Source organism: Nostoc sp. (genome assembly GCF_036917515.1).
GTDB lineage: Bacteria > Cyanobacteriota > Cyanobacteriia > Cyanobacteriales > Nostocaceae > Nostoc.
Window position 1 is genome coordinate 1 of sequence record NZ_JBALDE010000147.1, and the last position, 21,788, is coordinate 21,788.

The 21,788-nt window shown below is 41.4% G+C and carries 11 protein-coding genes and 2 pseudogenes; 10 read left to right on the forward strand and 3 right to left on the reverse strand.

Annotated features, from left to right (window positions below; translation table 11 throughout):
- Window positions 1-1,334 precede the first annotated feature (1,334 nt).
- Together V7K89_RS18915 and V7K89_RS18920 are read right to left on the reverse strand one after the other, a co-directional pair.
- Window positions 1,335-2,948, reverse strand: coding sequence for a glycosyltransferase family 39 protein (locus tag V7K89_RS18915; protein WP_335189729.1), 1,614 nt, complete (start codon window positions 2,946-2,948; stop codon window positions 1,335-1,337).
- Window positions 2,949-3,052: 104 nt separating this feature from the next.
- The gene (locus V7K89_RS18920) at window positions 3,053-3,880 is read right to left on the reverse strand and encodes a GNAT family N-acetyltransferase (RefSeq protein WP_335189731.1); all 828 of its coding nucleotides are present in this window, start codon (window positions 3,878-3,880) and stop codon (window positions 3,053-3,055) included.
- 676 nt (window positions 3,881-4,556) lie between these two features.
- On the opposite strand from V7K89_RS18920, the gene V7K89_RS18925 reads away from it, so the two are divergent.
- The 5 genes from V7K89_RS18925 (at window position 4,557) to V7K89_RS18945 (ending at window position 11,170) form a co-directional block, all read left to right on the forward strand.
- Window positions 4,557-5,627, forward strand: a complete 1,071-nt coding sequence (locus tag V7K89_RS18925) for an LOG family protein (RefSeq protein WP_335189733.1) — start codon at window positions 4,557-4,559, stop codon at window positions 5,625-5,627.
- 572 nt (window positions 5,628-6,199) lie between these two features.
- Complete coding sequence (locus tag V7K89_RS18930; protein WP_335189735.1) at window positions 6,200-7,522, forward strand: D-alanyl-D-alanine carboxypeptidase; 1,323 nt, start codon at window positions 6,200-6,202, stop codon at window positions 7,520-7,522.
- A gap of 267 nt (window positions 7,523-7,789) precedes the next feature.
- Entirely contained in the window at window positions 7,790-9,004 is a 1,215-nt protein-coding gene (locus tag V7K89_RS18935; protein ID WP_335189737.1) for an HhoA/HhoB/HtrA family serine endopeptidase, read from the forward strand.
- A 396-nt stretch (window positions 9,005-9,400) separates the two neighbouring features.
- Window positions 9,401-9,580: a hypothetical protein gene (locus tag V7K89_RS18940; protein ID WP_335189739.1), complete on the forward strand. Its 180-nt coding sequence runs from the start codon at window positions 9,401-9,403 to the stop codon at window positions 9,578-9,580.
- A 183-nt stretch (window positions 9,581-9,763) separates the two neighbouring features.
- Window positions 9,764-11,170 carry a glycosyltransferase gene (locus V7K89_RS18945; RefSeq protein WP_335189742.1) on the forward strand — a complete coding sequence of 469 codons (1,407 nt, stop codon included), beginning with the start codon at window positions 9,764-9,766 and terminating at the stop codon, window positions 11,168-11,170.
- 111 nt (window positions 11,171-11,281) lie between these two features.
- Here V7K89_RS18945 and V7K89_RS18950 read toward each other — a convergent pair whose 3' ends face one another.
- On the reverse strand, window positions 11,282-13,357 hold the full coding sequence (locus V7K89_RS18950; protein ID WP_335189744.1) for a DNA polymerase III subunit gamma/tau: 2,076 nt from the start codon (window positions 13,355-13,357) through the stop codon (window positions 11,282-11,284).
- Between the two features lie 573 nt (window positions 13,358-13,930).
- On the opposite strand from V7K89_RS18950, the pseudogene V7K89_RS18955 reads away from it, so the two are divergent.
- The 5 genes and pseudogenes from V7K89_RS18955 to V7K89_RS18975 all read left to right on the forward strand — a co-directional run.
- Window positions 13,931-15,346: pseudogene (locus tag V7K89_RS18955) on the forward strand (FG-GAP-like repeat-containing protein); the annotation flags it as partial.
- Window positions 15,347-15,364: 18 nt separating this feature from the next.
- Window positions 15,365-16,185 (forward strand): annotated as a pseudogene (locus V7K89_RS18960) (putative Ig domain-containing protein); the annotation flags it as partial.
- 351 nt (window positions 16,186-16,536) lie between these two features.
- Window positions 16,537-17,235, forward strand: coding sequence for a hypothetical protein (locus V7K89_RS18965; protein WP_335189746.1), 699 nt, complete (start codon window positions 16,537-16,539; stop codon window positions 17,233-17,235).
- A gap of 197 nt (window positions 17,236-17,432) precedes the next feature.
- Window positions 17,433-21,284: a CHAT domain-containing protein gene (locus V7K89_RS18970; RefSeq protein ID WP_335189748.1), complete on the forward strand. Its 3,852-nt coding sequence runs from the start codon at window positions 17,433-17,435 to the stop codon at window positions 21,282-21,284.
- A 196-nt stretch (window positions 21,285-21,480) separates the two neighbouring features.
- Entirely contained in the window at window positions 21,481-21,675 is a 195-nt protein-coding gene (locus V7K89_RS18975; protein ID WP_335189750.1) for a hypothetical protein, read from the forward strand.
- Window positions 21,676-21,788 lie beyond the last annotated feature (113 nt).

Below are 21,788 nucleotides of genomic sequence, written 5' to 3' on the forward strand. Positions count from 1 at the left end.
TCTTTTTCCATTTTTTCTAATCTCCGTAGACTTACAGTATGGACAATGCACAGTATGAACCCTCTCCTCATCCCTTTATTATGCAACACCCAAAATTAATTACTGCACCAATGAGTGGAAACACGATTATAATTGCGATCGCTGGATGTAAAAGACCAAGAAAATCTGTTATTTGCATACAACACCTCTCAATGAATCATTGAATTCATCACAAAGGATAGTTTCAAGCATCATACCATTACTTAAATTAATTTCAGATGAGAATTTGTTTAATATTTATTTTTATTGTTTTTAACTGATTTTAATCAAGAAACTATTTAAATATCTTATAAAAGATGATGACTTTAGCAAATATTTCCATATATCTTTTGAGATATGGAAATATTTTTTAATATAAAGTTACGCAAATAGATAGTCGAAAAGAATGATTTTCAGGTAGGAGCAATAAAGCCTCTTTTCTACGAGATGCGAATTCGTCTACATGAATTGTCCATACCTACAGCGTCTAGTTTTGGCTAAGTCCTAATTTTTTCAAAAAATACATTACTAGGTGGATTTTCTATTTTCCAGAGCAAGTAATTATTATCACCATACATAACAAACGTTTTATAATTATAATTTGTTTCTATTTTTTTGCGCCAGCTATCTGAAGGATTTAGTAAAAAAATATCAGTGAACCCATCAGGAATATTGAGGATAGAACGGTCTTTTACTAATTGAAACTGCACTTTTGGCTGTACAAGATAGCTGAGAGAAAAGACATTACCATAATTAATCCCAGAATCATTGCTAATCAAAAGTGGATGAGTAGCTTAATTGATAATTTTTACAACTTGTGGATTACCAAAGCTAATAACCTTACTCCATCAAGTTTCAGCCTGAGAACTCACTCCATAAGAAACTAGCCCACAAATAATCACTATTCCCATGATTATTTGCCAGATTCTCTGGCGTGCAAAACTTTTATTATATAGCTGCGTAGCTAGTAGGTAAGTAACAGCTAGTTGAATTCCTAAATAAGAAATCAATAAATAACGTTCGGCAAGTGAGCGTATATCCCCAAAAAGTAAATCTGGTAGCATTAAAGGTAATTGCAGGAATTATAATTAGTGGCATAACTAAATTTCACAATAACTTGTACAACAATTATCTACTTTAACAAAACAACTTTTTTGCTCAAGTGGGAAAAGTGGGTTTAGTAAGGTGTTGTGTAGGAACCCTTCAAGTAGGCTGATCTATACAACAAGGAACTTTTCAAAAGTTGGCAGCTATAAAAGAATTGTTTGCCCAGTTAATAGCTCGGCAGATAACTTGTTATCAGGTGAAATATTACGTTAGCGCAAATTATGAGTTTTAGCTAATTTCCAAATTGAATAATAGTTATCACTATAAACAATATCTATCTTGAATTTATACTTTTTTTCTATTATTTTGTCCCAAGTCTCTGATGGATTAAGTAAAAATACATCAGTAAATCCATCAGGAATTTTAGGAATTTTTTGATTGTTTAGCAACAGAAATCGCACTTTTGGTTCCAAAAGATAACTTAAAGAAAAGATATTACTATAATTATTGCCCAAAGCATCACTAATCAAAAGTGGACGATTACTCTGATTAATGATTTGGGCAACTTGTGGATTGCCAGAATTCATATCCTTATTCCACCAAGTTTCTGCCTGAGAACTCACTTTAGAAGAAATCAAACCACAAATAATCACTAATGCCATGATTATGTACCAAAAGTTACGGCGTAACACCCTCTCATTATATAGTTGCGTAGTTAGTAGATAAGCAACAGCTACTTGGATTCCTAAATAAGATGGGATTAAATATGGTTCGATAGATGATCGTATACTCCCAACAATTAAATCCAGCAGTATTAGGGGTAATGCTGGTATTACAATTAATGTGATGAGAAAAGACCAAACTTTATAGTTAGTTGTTCGACAAATAAAATAAATTGAATATACTACCAAAGTTAAAAAAGCTAGTGCAATTAAATAGCTTAGAGGATTTTCTGAGTTAAGGTTTATATCAAAAAAGATCCGGCTTAACTGCATTAACAAAAAAGAAAATATAGGTATCAAATCTGACTGACTTACTGTTTTATCTGCTGAAATTAAAAATTGAAAAAAGTTACCAATCACAACTGTTAACCAAGGCATGAAAGCTAAAAAACTGACTAGTGATGCTAGCAGATAACTTCTCACAGTTTCAGTAAACTGAAATTTGACAGTTATCATCACATAAATTCCGTGAGCAACTGCTACAAATGTACTCAAAATAAATGTATAAAGACTAATAGCTAAAGTGACCGCATAAATACTCCAGATAGTGAATAAATCTGGTTTTTGTCGTTCTTTTACTAGCTCATCTTCTAGCCGTATGGCTCGCAGCAGAGACGCACTAGATAGTAAAATAGTGACTAACCAAAGAATATATTCTTGTACTTCTTGGGCGTATACTAAGTGAATTGGAGAGATAGCCATGAGTGCGATCGCAACACCAGGAACCGATAATGGCACATTAAATAATTCTCGACATAGCCAATAAACACAAGGGAAAACCAGCAAACTAATGCATGCTGATAAACTTCTAATCGCAGTCACCGAATTCCCAAAGATTTCCATCCACAATCTGGCTATTATGTAATATAACGGTGGATGCTGAGAATCTTGTTTTGCCAAAGACATAATTGTGTCATTTAAGCTTTTTCCTGGATTTGCACCTTGAAACTGGGCAAAAGTTTCTTTGCCAATCACACGATTATTAAAAAGTTGCTGTTTAGCTTCATTAATTGTGTAACCAGAAATTCGCAATGAGGTATAAGTTTCATCGCGCCAGAAAACTTTACCATCAAGATTAGAAAAGCGAAACAATATACCTATCGTCAATAAGAAGATAGTTAAAAATCGCAACCAACTCGGAGCAAATTTGAGATGGTGCATAAGTGGGTTTCCTAAAAAGTTTTCTCAAATCATCTAATTAAGTGGGCTGGATGAGGTGCTGCTACTATGTCCGTTGTAGACATAGCTAAGACTTCAAGCAAAACCTATTTCTTAAACATCCTCAGTGGTAAGGGTTTTTTGAGAGAATTTGGATAACGCCATCTGGCAAAGTCTGCAACATTAGATATAGTTAAAAAATCAATAGTTTGAAATTGCCGATCAATAGCAGGAAGGCTGCATATTTTAGCTCCAATATTCAAATATGCCTGCAAAATTTTAGGAATCTCAACATTAGATGAATTTGGACAATTTTGAGTCAATTCTAGACAAAATTGTGAATTTGGGTAAACCAAAATACTTGGATGCATCAAGTTATTCTGCTGAAAATAATTATAAGCGTAAGTGGCTTGCCCAGGACATTGTGTGAATAATGATGCACAGCCAAAGAAATATTGGGTTTTACTCCAGATGAGATAATTTGCCAGCCCTTCCCACAGTAGTAAAAGTGTCTGACTATTGCGATATTCTTTAGCTATACATGCACGCCCAACTTCTACTGATACCTGAAGCACAGAATTGGGAATTCCATTAAGATTAAATATATCGGTAGCATCAAAGCCTAGTCTTTGAGAAGCCATTATATAGGTCTGCATCCGATAAGTTCCAATCGTTTTACCCGTATGTTTGGAGATTAGAATTAAATGATGGCAAACCGCATCAAACTTATCTATATCCATCTGGGTAAAGTTAGAAGCAGAAAATCCCAAGCCTAGTTCAAGATTAAAAACTTCAAAGCGCAACCGAAAAATTGATTCTAATTCTTCTTCAGTTGAAGCCAGCCGTAGGATATATTTTTCAGTTTGAAGGACGGGAAAATCTTCAAGAGGGGGAGGAGGATTCAGTGGGTAATTGATGCGTCCAGAAACTTCCATCTATCTTCCTACTTAGATTTGCAAAAATATTCTACTAGGATTTAGGCACTATACAAATAGCTTAGATTATACATTAATGTGTCGAAGTGTAATTGAGACAGTTTTTGATAAAAGATCTTTTAGAGCAATACGCTTGGATTAAGGATTTTTGGTACTGATTTTTGACCTGTAAATACGCCTTAGTGCAGCGGAACGTTAGCAAAGTGGGGCATTCGCGCAGCGTCTTGTAGAGAAGCCCAGTCCAATTTCACGTCTCTACTAAGAATTTTAGGTTGAACTGAACGGTATTGTGGTCTAGAGAGCTTTTTTACTTTCTTAGATTAGGGTTAGAGTGCTCTTATTATGGACATTAATTCCCAAAAAATCTGGCAATAAGATACAAAATTTTCTTTTGATATACGCTATAGATGTAAATCATGCCATTTTATACAAACCCTGATATATATTGTGGTGGCAACTACCCTGAGTGAGTAAGTTATGTCAATTGATCGACCGAGAGAACTGCTATGGTGTTCAAAAGTTGAAGTATCCCAACAAGCTTTATCAAAAAGATTTTTAGAATTTCCAGCTTCAAAACCAGTTCTGAATTTGCTAACTGCACATCAGAGGGCTATTCATGCTTGCTAGAGTGTAAGTAGTTCACGTAAAATATAGTGCCATTGTTGCGGCAGTTCTCATGACCTCATCTGCATCGTTTGACACATTAGAGTCTTTACAGGCGGATATCGCTGAATTGATCGTTCGTTTACCGACATTAAAAAATCGGCAATTTATTCTGCAAGCACTTACCACTATTGTTCGTCTAGCTGATACCGAAATTGAGCGTCTCGATTGGAAAATATTATCCGCTGCATTAGCAGATATGGAGCGCGGTTTCCAGCTTTTTTATGATTACCGACACGTTCGCAAAGTCACCATCTTTGGTTCTGCTCGTCTAGCGCCAGATAGACCAGAATACCAAATGGCCCTTGAGTTTGCTCGTGCTATTTCTCAATTAGGATTTATGGTAATGACTGGCGGTGGTGGTGGAATCATGCAGGCGGGTCATGAAGGTGCTGGGCGAGAAAATTCCTTTGGATTAAACATTCAGTTACGCTTTGAACAGCAAGCAAACCCCTTTATAGAGGGCGATCCCAAGCTAATTAACTTTAAATATTTCTTTACCCGCAAGCTGTTTCTCCTCAAAGAAAGTGATGCCGTAGCCTTGTTTCCGGGAGGCTTTGGCACTCAAGATGAAGCTTTTGAATGTATGACATTAAGCCAAACTGGTAAATTTGGGCCAGTACCTTTAGTTTTAATCGATCGCCCTGGTGGTGATTACTGGCGCTCTTGGAGCGAATATATTGATAAGCAATTAGTGCAAAATGGTCTGGTCAATCCTGAAGATCCCTGCCTTTACACGGTGACAGATAACCTGGATGTGGCTTGTGACGCTATCACCCGTTTTTACCAGGTTTATCATTCCAGCCGCTATGTAAGCAATAAGTTAGTCATCCGCCTGAAGACAGATATATCAGAGACTCTTTTAGAACAACTTAATGCTGATTTTAGCGACATTATTATTCAAGGAAGAATTGAAAAAAGTCAGGCATTACCTCAAGAAGCACAAGATGAAACTGTTGAACTACCTCGCCTCATTTTGTACTTCAATCAACGCGATTTGGGGCGCTTGTATCAGATGATTGCCACAATTAACCGGATGGGTACTCCTTCACCAGAGGATGTAGCGCATCCAGAAAGAAAGTAAGCTAAAACACATCTAATTTGCATATTAAAATTTTCTCAATATCTTTTGGGGTGGACAGCGTTCGACTGACTTGTACTGAGTTTCGACTGCGCTCAACTACCGCTTGTCGTTGGTGCAGCCTTTCGTAGAGAAATAGCGCTTACACCGAAGTCTTGTTTGCCCCGATTATGCAATTTGAATCCTGATTAGCTTGTTAAGGGAAAAAAGGGGGAGAATTTTGAATCCTTTCCCTTTCCTTGTTTCAAGGTTATAGAATTACGTCACCGATCGCGCAGTGTAAAGCCTTTTCTTCTCAGGCTGTCTGCGACACACTGTGCATAGCTTGCTTCTTTGCAGGAGTACGCCAACGGCGTAGTATCTGCACAGATCAAAGATATTTTTATTTTCATGCGGCTATCTTCATGAGCAATAGGGATTTTGGCATTGTCAAAGCAAGCCACGAAAACAAGATCATTCACCCTACTTACAGATGAGAAAAACACCAGTTATTATAACTCAATACTGATTATTGTAAAAAAGCTTGTATATTAGCACAGTAAACAACGCTTGAGATCCTAACAGAGGAATAAAAAATGCTGGAATTATTAGGTTCAGGTTTGGTGTCACTTTGGCTGGAAATGGCTGGGGTACAAATCAAACCTCTAGATGCCTTAGATGCACTAACTTGGCAAAGTAGCCCTGGCTTGGTTCTTGCCCCCGATCCAAATCCATCTGGGGCGACTACAGTGCAGGAATATCTGAAAAAGCTGATTACATCAAAAGTGGTCGCCCAAAATCTGGCTGAGAGTCAGGGGATTTGGATGCAGTCGGGGCCAATGCTGATGGCAAATCACCAAGGTACGACTCCTCTGCCGGCTGCTTCTTTAACTAAAATTGCTACTTCACTAGTTGCTTTGAAAACTTGGGGGCCAGATTACCAATTTGATACTTTGGTGAGTGTCACTGGCCCAGTGGTAAATGGAGTTGTGCAGGGTGATTTGGTGGTTACAGGCCGTGGCGATCCTTTGTTTGTTTGGGAAGAAGCGATCGCTCTTGGTAATACTCTCAATCAAATGGGCATCAAGCAAGTAAAGGGAAATTTAATTATTACTGGCAGTTTTGCCATGAATTTCCAACGTCAGCCAATGTTAGCAGGTCTTATGCTCAAGCAAACACTAAATCGTGCAACTTGGGGACGCCCTGCTATTTATACACACTCAATCATGCCCAAGGGAACGCCTAAACCTCAAGTTGTCATTGCGGGTGCGGTGAAAGTTGAGGCGCAACCAAACCCTCAACAAATTTTGTTACTGCGTCATCGCTCATTGCCCTTGAAGCAACTGCTCAAGGAAATGAACGTTTACAGTAACAACGATATGGCACAGATGCTGGCAGACTCAGTGGGGGGAGCAGCTGTAGTCCAATCAACTGCTGCTAACCTGGCGAGGGTGCCACAAGCAGAAATTCAGTTAATCAATGGTTCTGGACTGGGCCCGGAAAATCGCATTTCCCCCAGAGCTGTTTGTGCCATGTTTATGGCTATTCAAGCGGAGGCATCTATACATCAACTGAATTTGGCTGACTTGTTCCCCATGTCTGGATTTGATCATCGGGGGACACTGCACGCCAGACATATTCCCCTGGCGACTGTGATCAAAACTGGTACTCTCCGGGATGTGAGCGCTTTAGCGGGAGTGATGCCCACACGCGATCGCGGTTTGGTTTGGTTTGCTATTATCAACCGTGGAACAAATGTCTGGGGTTTGCGGACTGGACAAGACCAACTTTTGCAAAGTGTTGTTAAACAATTACAACTACCTCCAACCGTTCCTATTGCCCTGACTCCCCACTCAGCCATCAACTCCTTACCTCAGCTAGGCACAGCTAGTCGAAATGAAATCTTATACAAAAATTAGTTCATCCATAGTCTAGAGTTAGAACAGAGAGCGGACTAATCTTATTAGCAATTCAAAAGTTTTATTGATGGGTAAAAACCGAACTTGTAAAGGCTAAATGTCCATAATAGCTTTTGGGGTAAATTTTCTATTAAGTTGATTACAGGTAGTTCGCAAAATGCCCTAACCCCAGTAGTGGAAAGGGCAGATGAAACCTGAAATAAAAATAACTGTAAATAGATTTGTCACGACTGAGCAACAATTAGGCTTATAAATTAGATTGTGATTATGCGATTTCCCAAATTATCTCGGTCTTTACGTCAATTCACTACTCATGTTTTAGCGCTTGCGCTAGGAGTTCTGCTAGCGGTTAGCACATTGCAGGTGTTACCTTCCCAAGCCGAACCAGCACCCACAATAACTGCTGGAGATACTTCAAATCTAATTGCTCAACGGCAATCACCAGCCACTGCTGCCATCGGTAGCAGTAGCTTTGTCACAGCCGCAGTGAATCGTGTTGGTTCAGCAGTTGTTCGCATTGATACTGAGCGGACAATTACTCGTCGCGTCGATCCATTTATGGAAGACCCCTTTTTCCGTCGGTTTTTTGGTGACGGTTTCTCTCAACAGATGCCTTCTGAGCAGTTACGTGGTTTAGGCTCAGGTTTCATTATTGACAAGAGCGGGTTAGTTATGACTAATGCTCATGTGGTCGATAAGGCCGATAAAGTAACAGTTCGGCTCAAAGATGGTCGCACCTTTGAAGGTAAGGTTCAAGGTATTGATGAAGTTACAGATTTGGCGGTAGTCAAGATTAACGCTGGTAACGATTTACCAGTGGCGCCCTTGGGTTCTTCCACTAATGTACAAGTAGGAGACTGGGCGATCGCAGTCGGTAATCCTTTGGGATTTGATAACACCGTTACCTTGGGAATTGTCAGTACCCTCAAACGTTCCAGCGCCCAAGTCGGCATTAGTGACAAACGTTTGGATTTCATTCAGACAGACGCTGCCATTAACCCTGGTAACTCTGGCGGGCCACTATTGAATGGTCAAGGTGAAGTAATTGGTATTAACACAGCCATTCGCCCTGATGCGATGGGTATTGGGTTTGCGATTCCTATTGATAAAGCCAAAGCGATCGCCGCGCAACTGCAACGTGATGGCAAAGTTGCTCACCCCTATCTAGGTGTGCAAATGCTAACTTTGACACCCGATCTCGCCAAGCTAAATAACACCGATCCCAACTCTCCTATTCAGATACCAGAAATCAATGGTGTTTTTGTGATGCGAGTTGTCCCCAATTCTCCAGCCGCATCTGCGGGTATCCGGCGCGGGGATGTAATTCTTCAAGTTGATGGTAAAGCTATTACTAGTGCTGAACAATTGCAGAATGTTGTGGAAGACAGTCGCCTTGGTCAAGTATTACAAGTAAAAGTGCAACGAGGTAATAAGACAGAGCAGCTTTCAGTACGCACAGCCGAGTTGCAAAATGCTTCGTAGGGGTAATATCGAAATAAATAATAGTAGAGACACAGCATTGCTCATATGTGTCAACTGAAGGTGAACTGTTGATTCTCCTACCATAAGCATTGAAGCGATCGCTCGCAACCATCTTGATAACCTCGGTCTGCCAACAGTAAAATTTGCGCTCGTTTTAAAACACAAGCAGAATTTTTATCTTTCTTAGTTAGATCCACTAACTGCCGATGTTCTTCTTGAATTAGGTTAACAGTATATTTAGTGACATAGTGTGAAAAGTTTTTTTTAGACTATATTCACACTTAGAAGCTTACCTGTCAAAATAAAGTTGGCTGACTACTACTAAGAAATATTAAAATTTCGGTTACAATAATGCTGCATTAACTGTTACCGAATCTGGGAACAGTAACACTAAAAATGCCTATTGTAAAGTGGTGGATGCCGTTATTGCAGTTTTTCTCAACAAAAAGCTGCTACCTTGCTATTACTTTACGCAAACCAGAGTTCTCATTGGAGAAAGTCCGACTTTACAAGCTTCCTGCCCAAGTGGCTATCAAAGGAATCAAGCCTCTGTCTAAGAGTCGCAAACGTGGTTAATGCGAGGTAATTACGCAGATGGCGGTGACAACAAAGGTAGTCCCAGCGGCTTTTGGCTTAGGGATAGCGGGTATTGCAGTTTGCCCATTCCGATTAATATCGGGAAAAGTAGCTTAGGGATATTTGTCCGTAAAATTACTAACTGTAGACAAATAGTGGTTTTTGAATCAAGCAACCTAACCTATGCCAGCGAATTCCTGGCCCGAAGAAGATTCTTATCAAGAGCTTGATCCGCTCAACTCCTTGTTATCTGACCTATCAGCAGATGAGGAGTCAGTGTTAGAGACAGATTCTATATCTCTAACACCCCGGTTTCAAGGTCGTAGAGGCAAAGCAGCTCTAGTCTTGACTATCGTCTGGAGTAGCACGATCGCTCTACATTTAGTTTCTTGGGCTTCCATTTTTATTTTAGGACTGACCACCATTCTAGGATTTCATGCTTTGGTGGTAGTGTTTACTAAATCCCGTCGCTATCCAAAAGAAATACAGGGAGATTTGCCCTCTGTATCGGTGCTAGTGGCTGCAAAAAATGAAGAAGCGGTAATTGCTAAATTAGTCAAAAATCTTTGTAATCTGGAATATCCAGGTGGGCAGTACGAAGTATGGATTATTGACGATCACAGCAGTGATGGCACGCCACATTTATTAGCAGAACTAGAACAGAAACACGAGCAACTGAAAGTACTAAGGCGTTCAGCAGAAGCTAGTGGTGGCAAATCGGGGGCGTTGAATCAGGTATTGCCACTGACAAAGGGCGATATTATAGCAGTATTTGATGCTGATGCCCAAGTGACACCAGACTTGCTCCAACAAGTAATACCTTTATTTCAAAGAGAAAAAGTGGGGGCGGTGCAGGTGCGAAAAGCGATCGCCAACGCTAAACAAAACTTTTGGACTAAGGGCCAAATGGCCGAAATGGCACTTGATACCTGGTTTCAGCAACAGCGAACTGCCCTTGGTGGCATTGGCGAACTGCGGGGCAATGGTCAATTTGTCCGACGTTCAGCCTTAGAAAGCTGCGGTGGCTGGAACGAAGAAACCATCACCGATGATTTGGATTTAACAATCCGTTTACATTTGGACAAATGGGATATTGAGTGTGTTTTTCATCCAGCAGTGCAAGAAGAAGGAGTGACAAGTGCAGTTTCACTCTGGCATCAGCGCAACCGTTGGGCAGAAGGTGGATATCAACGCTATCTGGATTATTGGGATTTAATTCTCAAAAACCGCATGGGAGGGCGCAAAAGCTGGGATTTGCTGATGTTTATGCTGATTATGTATATTTTGCCAATAGCAACAGTCCCAGATTTATTAATGGCGATCGCTCATCATCGCCCACCCATGTTAAGTCCGATCACAGGCTTGTCTATTTCTATGTCGATGGTAGGGATGTTTACAGGTCTGAAGCGGGTACGTCAAGATCAAAAATTCCCACTTTCTACATATTTTATGATGCTGGTGCAAACCCTGCGTGGCAATTTATATATGCTGCACTGGTTAGTCGTCATGAGCAGTACTACTGCCCGGATGTCGGTAAGACCAAAGCGCCTGAAATGGGTGAAAACTTTGCATACCGGGAATGAAGAATAGGGAATAGGGCATGGGGACTGGGGGACTGGAGAGCAGAGGAGTGGAGTTCAAAGACTCGTCAGCAAGTATCAAAGACTTATCCTTTATGCCCAATACCCAATGCCCAATTTTTTATTCATCATCTACTTCTGATTCTTGTACCCATTCTGGTGTAGTTATGGAATCGGAGAATTCTGGGAAATCATCTGCAAAGCGGATAATTTGTCCGTTGAAAAATTCTACTAGACGTTGAGCTGCGATCGCTACTTCGTCAGGTTCCCAATCAGGTGCGGATGTTTGTTTTGGGGGTAAAGGCAAAGTTTGCATCCCGTTTCCATTTGCCCTATTTCCATTTACATCATTTCCATTTGCCCTATTTCCATTTACCTCATTTCCATCTCTTGCAACCAACTCGGTTTTTTGTGGTGCTGGTGGCGTGGTTGGCTGCGGTACTGGCGTTGGAGGTGAAATTTGCTGGTTGTAACTGGGTGTGGGTGGCTGCTGAACACGAGTAGAGTCTTTTGGCGGAGGATTTTTTTTGGCTGAGGTAGAGTTTGAAGAAGTTCCTTTTTCTAAATTTATTTGGATTTCACGCTGGAAAGTCTGCTGGAAAGCTGCCGTAATCATTGGTAGATAAGATTTACCCTTGTCATACCATGCCTGTTTAATAGCAATTCGAGCCACAACACCGTCGAACTCTATGAGTTGGCTCATTTGACGCAGCATTTCTTGCCTTGATTTTGGCTGGAGGTTGGCAAGCACTTGTTGCCAAATCTGAGTTAAGTCATATTCTGCTTCGCCAACAACTTCTGAAGTAACTGATTCAATATTCACCGATGGCATAGGAACAGCGACAGGTTCTGGGGTTGGTGATGAAACTGAGTTAGCAATAGAATTGTGATTTGTTTGCTGTTCAACTGGGGGAGATGAAGTGACGGGCTGATTTTGGGCAGCCGCTTGATGATTATTGGCAAATTCAGAATTATGATTTGTTTTCGGTTCAGCTAAAGGTACACAAGAGACTGGGTGATTTTGGGCAACTACTGGAGGATAGCTTAGAGATACAACAGGTGTATTGACTTGCGGCGCGACACTTGGGGCTTGTGGCTGAATATTTGTCGCACTCGGTAACAATCCTAGTAATATTACCTCCAACCACAAATGCGGCTGGGTGGTATTTTTAATTTGTACTTCAGCTTCTCGCAAGTGTTTTTGTCCTGCCAAAATCACGCTCATATCGAAGTATTGAGCAAACTCAACCAGCGCTGTCCAGGTTTGCTGAGTACAAGCAACCAAATCATGACGATTGGGTGCTGTTTTAGCTATGAGTAAATCGCGGTAAAAAGCGGCGAGATTTTGCAGAATAGTTAGGGGTTCTCGACCACGATCTAAAATGTGGTGAGTACAGTCTAAAACGGCTTCGGGTTTATCTTGAGCGATCGCATTTAAAAGCGCTAGCAAGTCCTGTTCGCTTACCGTCCCCACCAAATCCCAAACTCGCTCTGGTGTCACTTCACCCGCTAACAAGCCTAATTGGTCAAGTAGACTTTCGGCATCTCGCAACCCTCCCTGAGAAAGTTGGGCTACCAGGGTGACAGCATCAAGTGAAATATGAATGTTTTCATAAGATGCGATCGCACTTAAATGCTTCACCATTGCCTCTAACTGAATGCGTCTAAAATCAAACCTTTGACAGCGCGAAATAATCGTTGGTAACACCCGTTGCGGGTCTGTTGTCGCCAAGACAAAAACCACGTGTTTCGGTGGTTCTTCTAGTGTCTTAAGTAGCGCATTGAATGCCTGAGTACTGAGCATGTGGCATTCATCGATTACATAAACCTTGTAGCGACACTGCACAGGAGCAAACTGGGCTTTTTCAATCAACTCGCGGATATTATCGACTCCAGTGTTACTGGCTGCGTCGATTTCAATTACATCTAAGGTGTAGCCCTTAGCGATACCCTGACAAACCTCACATACACCACAAGGTTCAGCAGTAGGCTTGTCACTTTTGAGACAATTGAGGGATTTAGCCAGAATCCGGGCACTAGAAGTTTTCCCCGTACCTCTAGGCCCAGTGAATAAGTAGGCGGGGGCAATTTTGGATGTGCCGATCGCGTTCGTGAGGGTGGTGGCGATCGCCTCTTGACCCACCAGTTCAGCAAAACTTTTGGGACGATATTTGTGGTGCAGGGGTTCGTAAGACATGGAAATATAGACTTCAATGCCTTTCAAAGTTAATTACTAGCACCGAGTCGAGTTTATGATTCAACTATTTTAAACTCTCGTACCTGCTTTGTTTGTCGATATTGCCATAGAGCCAGACTCAACTAATGCCGTATATTTTGGCACTCAGCAAAGCAAGCAACCAGAGCTTATCCTCTACTATGATTTCAACATCAATGTATGGAAATTATAGCATATGATTTAGTACATCTGTTCTATTAAATAAAATTAGGAGTGGGGAAGAATAACTATTGCCCAATCAGGACTTACGCACTCAGATCCTCCAATCTCCTTAAGGGGCTAGGGGGGATCTACGTTTCAGGCTTCAGTACATAAGTCCTATATATACGAAACGCAGTTTTTTAAGTTTTACATTATAATCTAATTAAAATAAAATGCATCGTTATATTTACATAAATAGATACAGCAGATTGTAAGCAGGTAAGTGAGGTACAAAATCCAGGACTGATTCATCAAAGATAAAGAGTTTCTACCTCCTGCCTCCAGCAATAACTGCGCCGCGCCTCAAAACCCCTAACTTTGTACTTCATATAAATGAGAACTACTGAAATCCCAAAAATCAGTCCCCCTTTCATCCTTGATGATTCTGTATATATACCCGGCGTACCCGGAGGCTCCGTAGCGTGGGGAGATTATAGCGGCGATGGCAAACTCGACCTCATCCTCACTGGCGGCCTCGGCATCAGTAAACTGTACAAAAACAATGGCAGTGGTGTCTTAACCGAAGACACCAGTCTGGTGCTGCCCCGCTTATACAATAGCTCCGTAGCGTGGGGAGATTACACTGGCGATGGCAAACTCGACCTCATCGTCGCTGGCAACGACGACAAGGGTCCTATTCCCATCATTAAACTGTACAAAAACAATGGCAGTGGTGTCTTAACCGAAGACACCAGCCAGGCGCTGCTCGGTGTAGAAGCTAAGTCCGTAGCGTGGGGAGATTACAGCGGCGATGGCAAACTCGACCTCATCCTCACTGGCAGCAACATCAGTAAACTGTACAAAAACAATGGCAGTGGTGTCTTAACCGAAGACACCAGCTTGGCGCTGCCCGGCGTACTCGCAAGCTCCGTAGCGTGGGGAGATTATACCGGCGATGGCAAACTCGACCTCATCCTCACTGGCAACAGCAACGATGTCCCAATCACTAAATTGTACAAAAACAATGGTAGTGGTGTCTTAACCGAAGACACCAGCCAGGCGCTGCCCGGCGTATTGTTTAGCTCCGTAGCGTGGGGAGATTACACTGGCGATGGCAAACTCGACCTCATCCTCACTGGCAGCAACAACGACAGTCGCATCAGTAAACTGTACAAAAACAATGGTAGTGGTATCTTAACCGAAGACACCAGCCAGGCGCTGCCCGGCGTATTCACAGGCTCCGTAGCGTGGGGAGATTATACTGGCGATGGCAAACTCGACCTTATCCTCACTGGTATCGACAGCAACGATGCCTCAATCAGTAAACTGTACAAAAACAATGGTAGTGGTGTCTTAACCGAAGACACCAGCCAGAAGCTGCCCGGCGTATCTTATAGCTCCGTAGCGTGGGGAGATTACAGCGGCGATGGCAAACTCGACTTCATCCTCACTGGTAGCATCATTGGTTATACCAGTGAACTGTATAAAAATGCTTTGTTGACTCTCAATACTCCCACTGCTATTAGTTACACTGATACAGCCAATGATGATATTTTCACCGCTCAAAGTGATACATTAGTAGCTAGTGGGCCAGACAGTGGACAAACCCTTACTTACACTATTGATGGTGGTACAGTCAATGGCACAACTGTAACCAAAACCGATACCTACGGTACTCTCAGCCTCGACAGCAGCACGGGAGCATATACCTTTACACCTGATGATGGTGGAATTGAAGCACTGACAAGCAACGCTACAGACAGCTTTACCTTTACAGTTAATGATGGCACCGAGCGTACTGATAGCAAAACTTTAGATATTAACCTGACTGGTGTAAATGATGCACCTATTTTACAAAATGCGATCGCCGATCAAATAGCTCAACAAGATACAGCTTTCAGCTTTACTTTTGATGCTAATACCTTCAATGATGTTGATGCCGGAGACAATCTTACTTACTCAGCAACTCTACAAGATGGCAGTAATCTACCTAACTGGCTGAAATTCAATGCAGCTACGCGCACATTTAGCGGTACACCAACTAACGCCGATGTTGTCAATCTAACAATTGAGGTACAATCTAAAGATAATGATGGTGTAAGTGCCACTGACACCTTTGCATTAGCTGTCGAACCCAATAACGGCACACCCACTTTCAAGCTTTCAAAAATTGCAGATGATATCTTTAAAATCTTTAATAGCAGTAGCAAATCAAAACTTCAAGTTACTCTCACCGGACAAAGCTCTAATATTGTAAATGAACTAGGAGTGTTATTGATACTAACTCAGATGGCAAAGCAGATATTCTCATCGGCCAGGCTGGTTATACTGAAGCCGCAGTTCGGGGGAGAGTTGCAGGCATTGACTTGACAGTTAATAATCAAGGTACTGCAACTTACACAGGAACTTTCCAGCCAGGTTCTATCTTTGTACCATTTATTATTACTAATGGTACACCTGATGCTTTACTTGATAGCAATCCAAATAACGATCCAGCAGTTTACTTCCCATTTTTAGGAGCTAACGCTGATAAAGTAGATCACATTCGCTTGTTAGGGAATAACGTTTTTGGCTTTGAAGATTTACCAAGTGGTGGTGACAAAGATTTCAACGATATGATCGTGCGAGTCAATATGACTATCGCCTAGTCTAAATTATTAAACATCGCCGCTAGCTAACAGTCGCCAATATTTTGTAATGTCTTCTTAATAAATCTCAACACTTCGACGATTAACTATTAAACCTCACAGAATAGAACAAAGCAGATGAGCAGAAAAGCAGAGGGGAAAGTTGCTGTGAATTTTTCCCCTCTGTTTAATAACGCCAGTCGCTCATGGGGGAAACTCGCTTGGCTCTAGCCTCTCCCTTTGGGAGAAGACCGTGCTGGCTCCCCAATAATCCACTAGAGGAAAAAAGAGATTTCCTGCTATACGTTTTATTGACTGAACTAACGCTATAGTCCAGTGCGATCGCTACAATCTTAGGATAAGCAATACTCGATGGTGCAGCAGATGCTCAAGCGGCTATTTCAATGGCTCAAAAAGCTTTTTCAGAGCTTGTTTGGTGGAAAACAGACTACCTCAAAATCTCGGGGGAATGTGGAAAAAGAACCAGCACCACCCTTAAGCGATACGGATCTGGAATTTCTCTTCAACGAACTGTTGCAGGGAGTACATCAAGCACGAGGGGAAGCATGGGCACAGAAGTGGCTGCATAATATCGAACATCGCATCACAACTCAAGACTGGGTTGAGTGGTTAGGGCGCTTTGGCGACAGATTGCTCGCATCTCCGACACCAAATAATGAAATGGCAGCGCGGTTAGTGCAATTGGGTGAATTGGGCGTCGGAGAAATAGGAGATGTTGCCTATAATATCGGGATGCAGTTGTTGACACGCAATGAAGGCGAACCAATTTGGGAATATGAAGGACCAGATGCTTTTAGCACTTCTTTGACTTCTGAAGTAGCTACCCCAGTATCAGAGTTAGCAGATGCACCTGAGAACCCTCCAGAGGGAGAATACCAAACTGTCACCCTAGAAGAGTTGTTTGTAATGTTGCAGGAGGATGAAAATTTACGTCAGCAGATTGCTCAACAGCTTGCCGTTGAAACAGACGATCCACAAGTGCTTGTCCAGGCATTAATTAGTCAGTTATATCCTGGTGGTCAACCGACTACAGAGCAAACTGAAAATTAACTGCTGGAGAGAGTTAAATTCAAGAGTTAATGGGAATTGTTACGTTGTAATGCTATGGTCTTGAAGATTTGTATATTTTTTGCTAACCTGCTACGGAAGCGCTGTCCGAATCTAATGGATTTTTACGACGTAATTGATGATTTTTTTAACACAACGATGGCTACAATCTAGAAAAACAAAATCCAAGAGTGTGGCAGATGCTCAGGCGGATATCGCAGTCGCTTAAAAGGTTTTTAAAGCGCCTCATTGCAAGTAAACACAATAGTTCTCTCAAAGGTTCGAGAGGACGTAATCTGGTGGGGGTGCCATCAGAACTAACCAATGCGGATCTGGAACAATTGTTTATCCAATTGTTAGAAGGCGTGCATCAAGCACGAGGACGACAGTGGGCATTGAGGTATCTGCAACGGATCGAAAATCGCATTCCGGCTGAACGTTGGATAGACTGGTTGGTGATGTTTGGTGAAAGCTTGCTAGCTTCATCGACACCAAATCCTCTTTTGGCAACACAGATGGTGCAATTGGGGGAACTTGGTGTTGGCAGAATTGGAGAAGTTGCTCATGACATTGGCATTCGGCTAATGCAAAACTTACCTACAGAGATAGAATATCAGGATAATCAGGCACAAAATGAAGTAGAAAGTACTCCAGGGCAAGAACTGATCCGCAATTTAGGCGAGCAGTTATGGGAGTATGATGAGCCAGATGTAATAGAAAGTACTCCAGGGCAAGAACTGATCCGCAATTTAGGCGAGCAGTTATGGGAGTATGACGAGCCAGATGTGGAAGAAACTACAACCAATGAAGAAATTTTCCCAACTTCCCCCGGACAAGAGCTAACCCGTAGCTTTGGCGAGCAATTATGGGAGTACGATGAGCCAGATGTTGAACCAATCACATCAGCACCCCAAAATGCCACTTTTGAGGAAAGATTGCCCGAAAACTTCGAGGAACTGGTATGGGAATATGAAAGTGAAGACGCCCAAACTACAATACCAGAAAATATTCCTCTGCCCGCACCGGAAGATTCAATTACCTCGTTAGCCCAACTGAGGTTTGACGATGAAGTTGTTCAAATTACAACACCAGCAAATCTCCTTTCCACTAGACAAAGGACTGAATTAGCAACGTCTTCTTCGGTGGAAACCTGGGATAACACTTTGACGAATTTAGAGCCGAATGTGGCTAATACCTTAGATGAGTTGTGGGTAAAATTGGATCAAAGTACCAATTTAGTCCAGCAACTTGCTTCGGATTTGGCAGTTCAAAGCAGTAATTCCCCTGATATTATTGAGCGAAATAACGATAATCCGATTATCCACGCTCAAGGCTGGTTTTACCAAGGTCTAAGCCAAGCGAAAACAGGTGATTTGTTAGGCGCGATTGCCTCTTATGACCAAGCTATTGAACTGCAACCCGGATTCTCAGAATATTGGTTTAATCGAGGCTTAACGCTGTTCCATTTAGAACGTTTTGAAGAAGCGATCGCCTCTTACCAAACCGCCACAGAACTGAAACCCGACTACTACAAAGCTTGGTACAACCGGGGTGGAACTCTCGGAGAATTAGGATACTTTGAAGAAGCGATCGCTTCTTTTGACAAAGCGATTGAAATCAAGCCAAACTATAAAGAAGCATGGTCTAGCAAGGGTTTGGCACTGCTGAAATTAGGTTGGCTACCAGAAGCTATTGCGAGTTATGACCAAGCACTGCAACTCGAACCAGAAGACCAGGAAAACTGGTATCACCGAGGCATAGCCCTAGCTGTCAGCGAACAATTTGCCGAGGCGATTATATCTTATGACAAAGCTATAGAAATTGACCCAGAGTACCACGAAGTTTGGATAGATCGGGGTGTAGTGCTGTTTAATTTAGGCAGGTGGTCAGAAGCGATCGCCTCTTGGGACAAAGCCCTGTCAGTTCAAGCCGACTTCTACTTAGCTTGGTACAACCGGGGTATAGCGTTAGACAACTTAGGACGTAGACAAGAAGCGATCGCCTCTTATCAGCAAGCGATCGCCATTAAACCCGACTTCCACTTAGCTTGGTATAATCAGGCAGTAGCACTGTTTTATTTAGAACAATTTGCCGAAGCGATCGCCTGTTATGACAACGCTTTGCAAATTAAACAAGATTATTGGGAAGCTTGGATTGGTCGGGGAACTGCGATCGGTAATTTAGTAGATTCTGAGGTATTGCGGAATTTGTCAAGTAGTCTGATAGCGACAAATCCCACCTTACAACAGGGCGGCTACGAAGGAAAATTAGCCAGCTACGAAGAAGGGTTAAAGCATCTGCGGACAGATACCCATCCAGAAGGTTGGGGTAGATTGCATTTTGCGATCGCTAATACTTACTACGATCAAGGCAAAAAACATACCAATCCCCGCGATTATTGGCGCAAAGCTGCATCTGAGTACCATCAAGCGCTGTTAACCTTGACACTAGAATATTTTCCCCAATTGCATTTAGAGGTTTTGCAATCTCTAAGCAAAGTGTTGATGGGTTTGGGACAAACCACACAAGTTCAAGAATTGCTGCAACGTGGGACAGATTTATTGCGACAATTACTGAGTGAAGAAACTCGCTCAGACGAAAATAAAAAACAGCTAGCTCTAAAATTTGCCGGCTTCAATCAATTAGCAGTTGATTTAGCTGTAGAGTCCGGTGATTTAGTAGAAGCTTGGGAAATTGCCGAACAAGGTAAAAATGCTTGTTTAAACTGGCTACTTTCTGGCTGGAATGATCATATATACTCGCCTTATTATGGCGCAATTCAACAACTATTCAATCCCACAACAGCAATTATTTACTGGCATATTAGTCCTGTTGCCCTACATACTTTTATTCTCAAAGACCAAGCACCATCACCAATTCTCCTGTTTACACCCATGCAAGATGCTGGAGCAATACCTTTAGGAGAAGACGTTATCCGTTTAAATGAATTGCCTCTACCCGAAGCAGTGCAACGCTTAATTGAATTTGAAATTTGGCTAGAAGATTGGCATCAACAATATCAAGAATATCGCAGCACAGCCCAAGACAAAGAAAGTAAAAGTCAACATTCTTGGCGAGTTGATATGGAAGAGAAACTGTTGCAACTGTATAAAATTCTGAATATTTCCACAATTGCCCAGGAACTCGAAGGCATCACCCAACTAGTCTTAATTCCTCACCGTGACTTGTACAGATTGCCCATTCATACTCTTTTCCATCTTTCTTCGCCATCACCAGAAGAGTTACCGAATGTGGAATCAAATTTCAGTGTCACCTATCTACCTAGTGCCCAAATAGGTTTATCAATCAGAACTGAGGATACTTGGCAGTGGCAAAATAAATTATTGCTCAGTGTAGAACATCCTGAAAGTACAGGTTATCCCCCACTTAAATTTGCCAAAATAGAATCTGAAATTGTTAGTCAGATGTTCAATAATATCCAACGAATTCAGGGAGTAGAAGCTACAAAAACTATTGTTGAAAATGTCTTATCTGATAATTATAATATCTTGCATTTTACGGGTCATGCCACTAATAATCTAGCTGAACCTAAAAAATCAGAATTAGCATTGGCAGGTGAAGACAGACTTACTCTAGATGAAATCTGCCAACAAAATCTAGATAGTTACAACCTTATTACCCTCTCTGCTTGTGAAAATTTTAGTGCTAGTAACTACACTATCAGCAGTGAATATGTGAGTTTAGTTACTGGTTTTGTGAGTCAGGGCGTTCCTCATGTAGTGAGTACTCTTTGGAGTGTAGAATCTTCAGCTAGTGCCTTAGTGATGATCGAGTTTTATCGACGATTACAGCCAAATAAATCAGCAACTACTGCTTTAGCTGAAGCAACACGATGGCTGAAAGAACTAACTGCTGGAGAAATAACAAAATGGTATGAAGATATCTTGAATAATCTGCATCCTCAAGAAGTACGAATTCAAACTTATTTAGCAACACAACTATATAGAAATAGTAAAATGGCATCAGATAAAAATCTTTATAATCATCCTTATTACTGGGCAGCATTCACGATTATGGGTAAGCCTAGTTAATACTTTGAAACTTAGTCACAAGCAATTTGTGATTTTGGACATTTTATTCCAGCCATAAAATTAGCCAGATACTTGTTTTTAGCTTGACTCTCTAAAAGTTCAATAACCTCAGTAAAATAGTTTAATTATATACAAAAATTGTATGAATTCACTGTGGTCTGAAAGTTTATGGTGAGAGTGAAGATTAAGAATAAATATGAAATCAGAAACCAGAAATGTATTATTTAAAGTTGATGCAGAACTACATAAGCTCATTGAAGAATTATATGAAGCTGATGATAGAGCAATAGAGGACAATGATTTTGACGATGCTAGTTTGTTGGCTAGTCGAGCAGATAGACTTTATGAAAAAGTTGAAAATTTAGAAATTATTATCTCAGAATTGGAGTAGAAATGAAAACAATTGAAGAATTAAAGACTCGAATCAAATAACTCAGTAGTCAAGCTACAAAATTTAGTAAAAAAGCAACTGAAGTGTGTTTGACTGATCGCGAACAAGCTAAA

Excerpts from the sequence above, each read along its gene's own strand:
- V7K89_RS18915 (WP_335189729.1), bottom strand. The coding sequence starts at position 2,948 with ATGCACCATCTCAAATTTGCTCCGAGTTGGTTGCGATTTTTAACTATC.
- V7K89_RS18920 (WP_335189731.1), bottom strand. The coding sequence starts at position 3,880 with ATGGAAGTTTCTGGACGCATCAATTACCCACTGAATCCTCCTCCCCCT.
- V7K89_RS18925 (WP_335189733.1), top strand. The coding sequence starts at position 4,557 with ATGACCTCATCTGCATCGTTTGACACATTAGAGTCTTTACAGGCGGAT.
- V7K89_RS18930 (WP_335189735.1), top strand. The coding sequence starts at position 6,200 with ATGCTGGAATTATTAGGTTCAGGTTTGGTGTCACTTTGGCTGGAAATG.
- V7K89_RS18935 (WP_335189737.1), top strand. The coding sequence starts at position 7,790 with ATGCGATTTCCCAAATTATCTCGGTCTTTACGTCAATTCACTACTCAT.
- V7K89_RS18940 (WP_335189739.1), top strand. The coding sequence starts at position 9,401 with ATGCCTATTGTAAAGTGGTGGATGCCGTTATTGCAGTTTTTCTCAACA.
- V7K89_RS18945 (WP_335189742.1), top strand. The coding sequence starts at position 9,764 with ATGCCAGCGAATTCCTGGCCCGAAGAAGATTCTTATCAAGAGCTTGAT.
- V7K89_RS18950 (WP_335189744.1), bottom strand. The coding sequence starts at position 13,357 with ATGTCTTACGAACCCCTGCACCACAAATATCGTCCCAAAAGTTTTGCT.
- V7K89_RS18965 (WP_335189746.1), top strand. The coding sequence starts at position 16,537 with ATGGTGCAGCAGATGCTCAAGCGGCTATTTCAATGGCTCAAAAAGCTT.
- V7K89_RS18970 (WP_335189748.1), top strand. The coding sequence starts at position 17,433 with ATGCTCAGGCGGATATCGCAGTCGCTTAAAAGGTTTTTAAAGCGCCTC.
- V7K89_RS18975 (WP_335189750.1), top strand. The coding sequence starts at position 21,481 with ATGAAATCAGAAACCAGAAATGTATTATTTAAAGTTGATGCAGAACTA.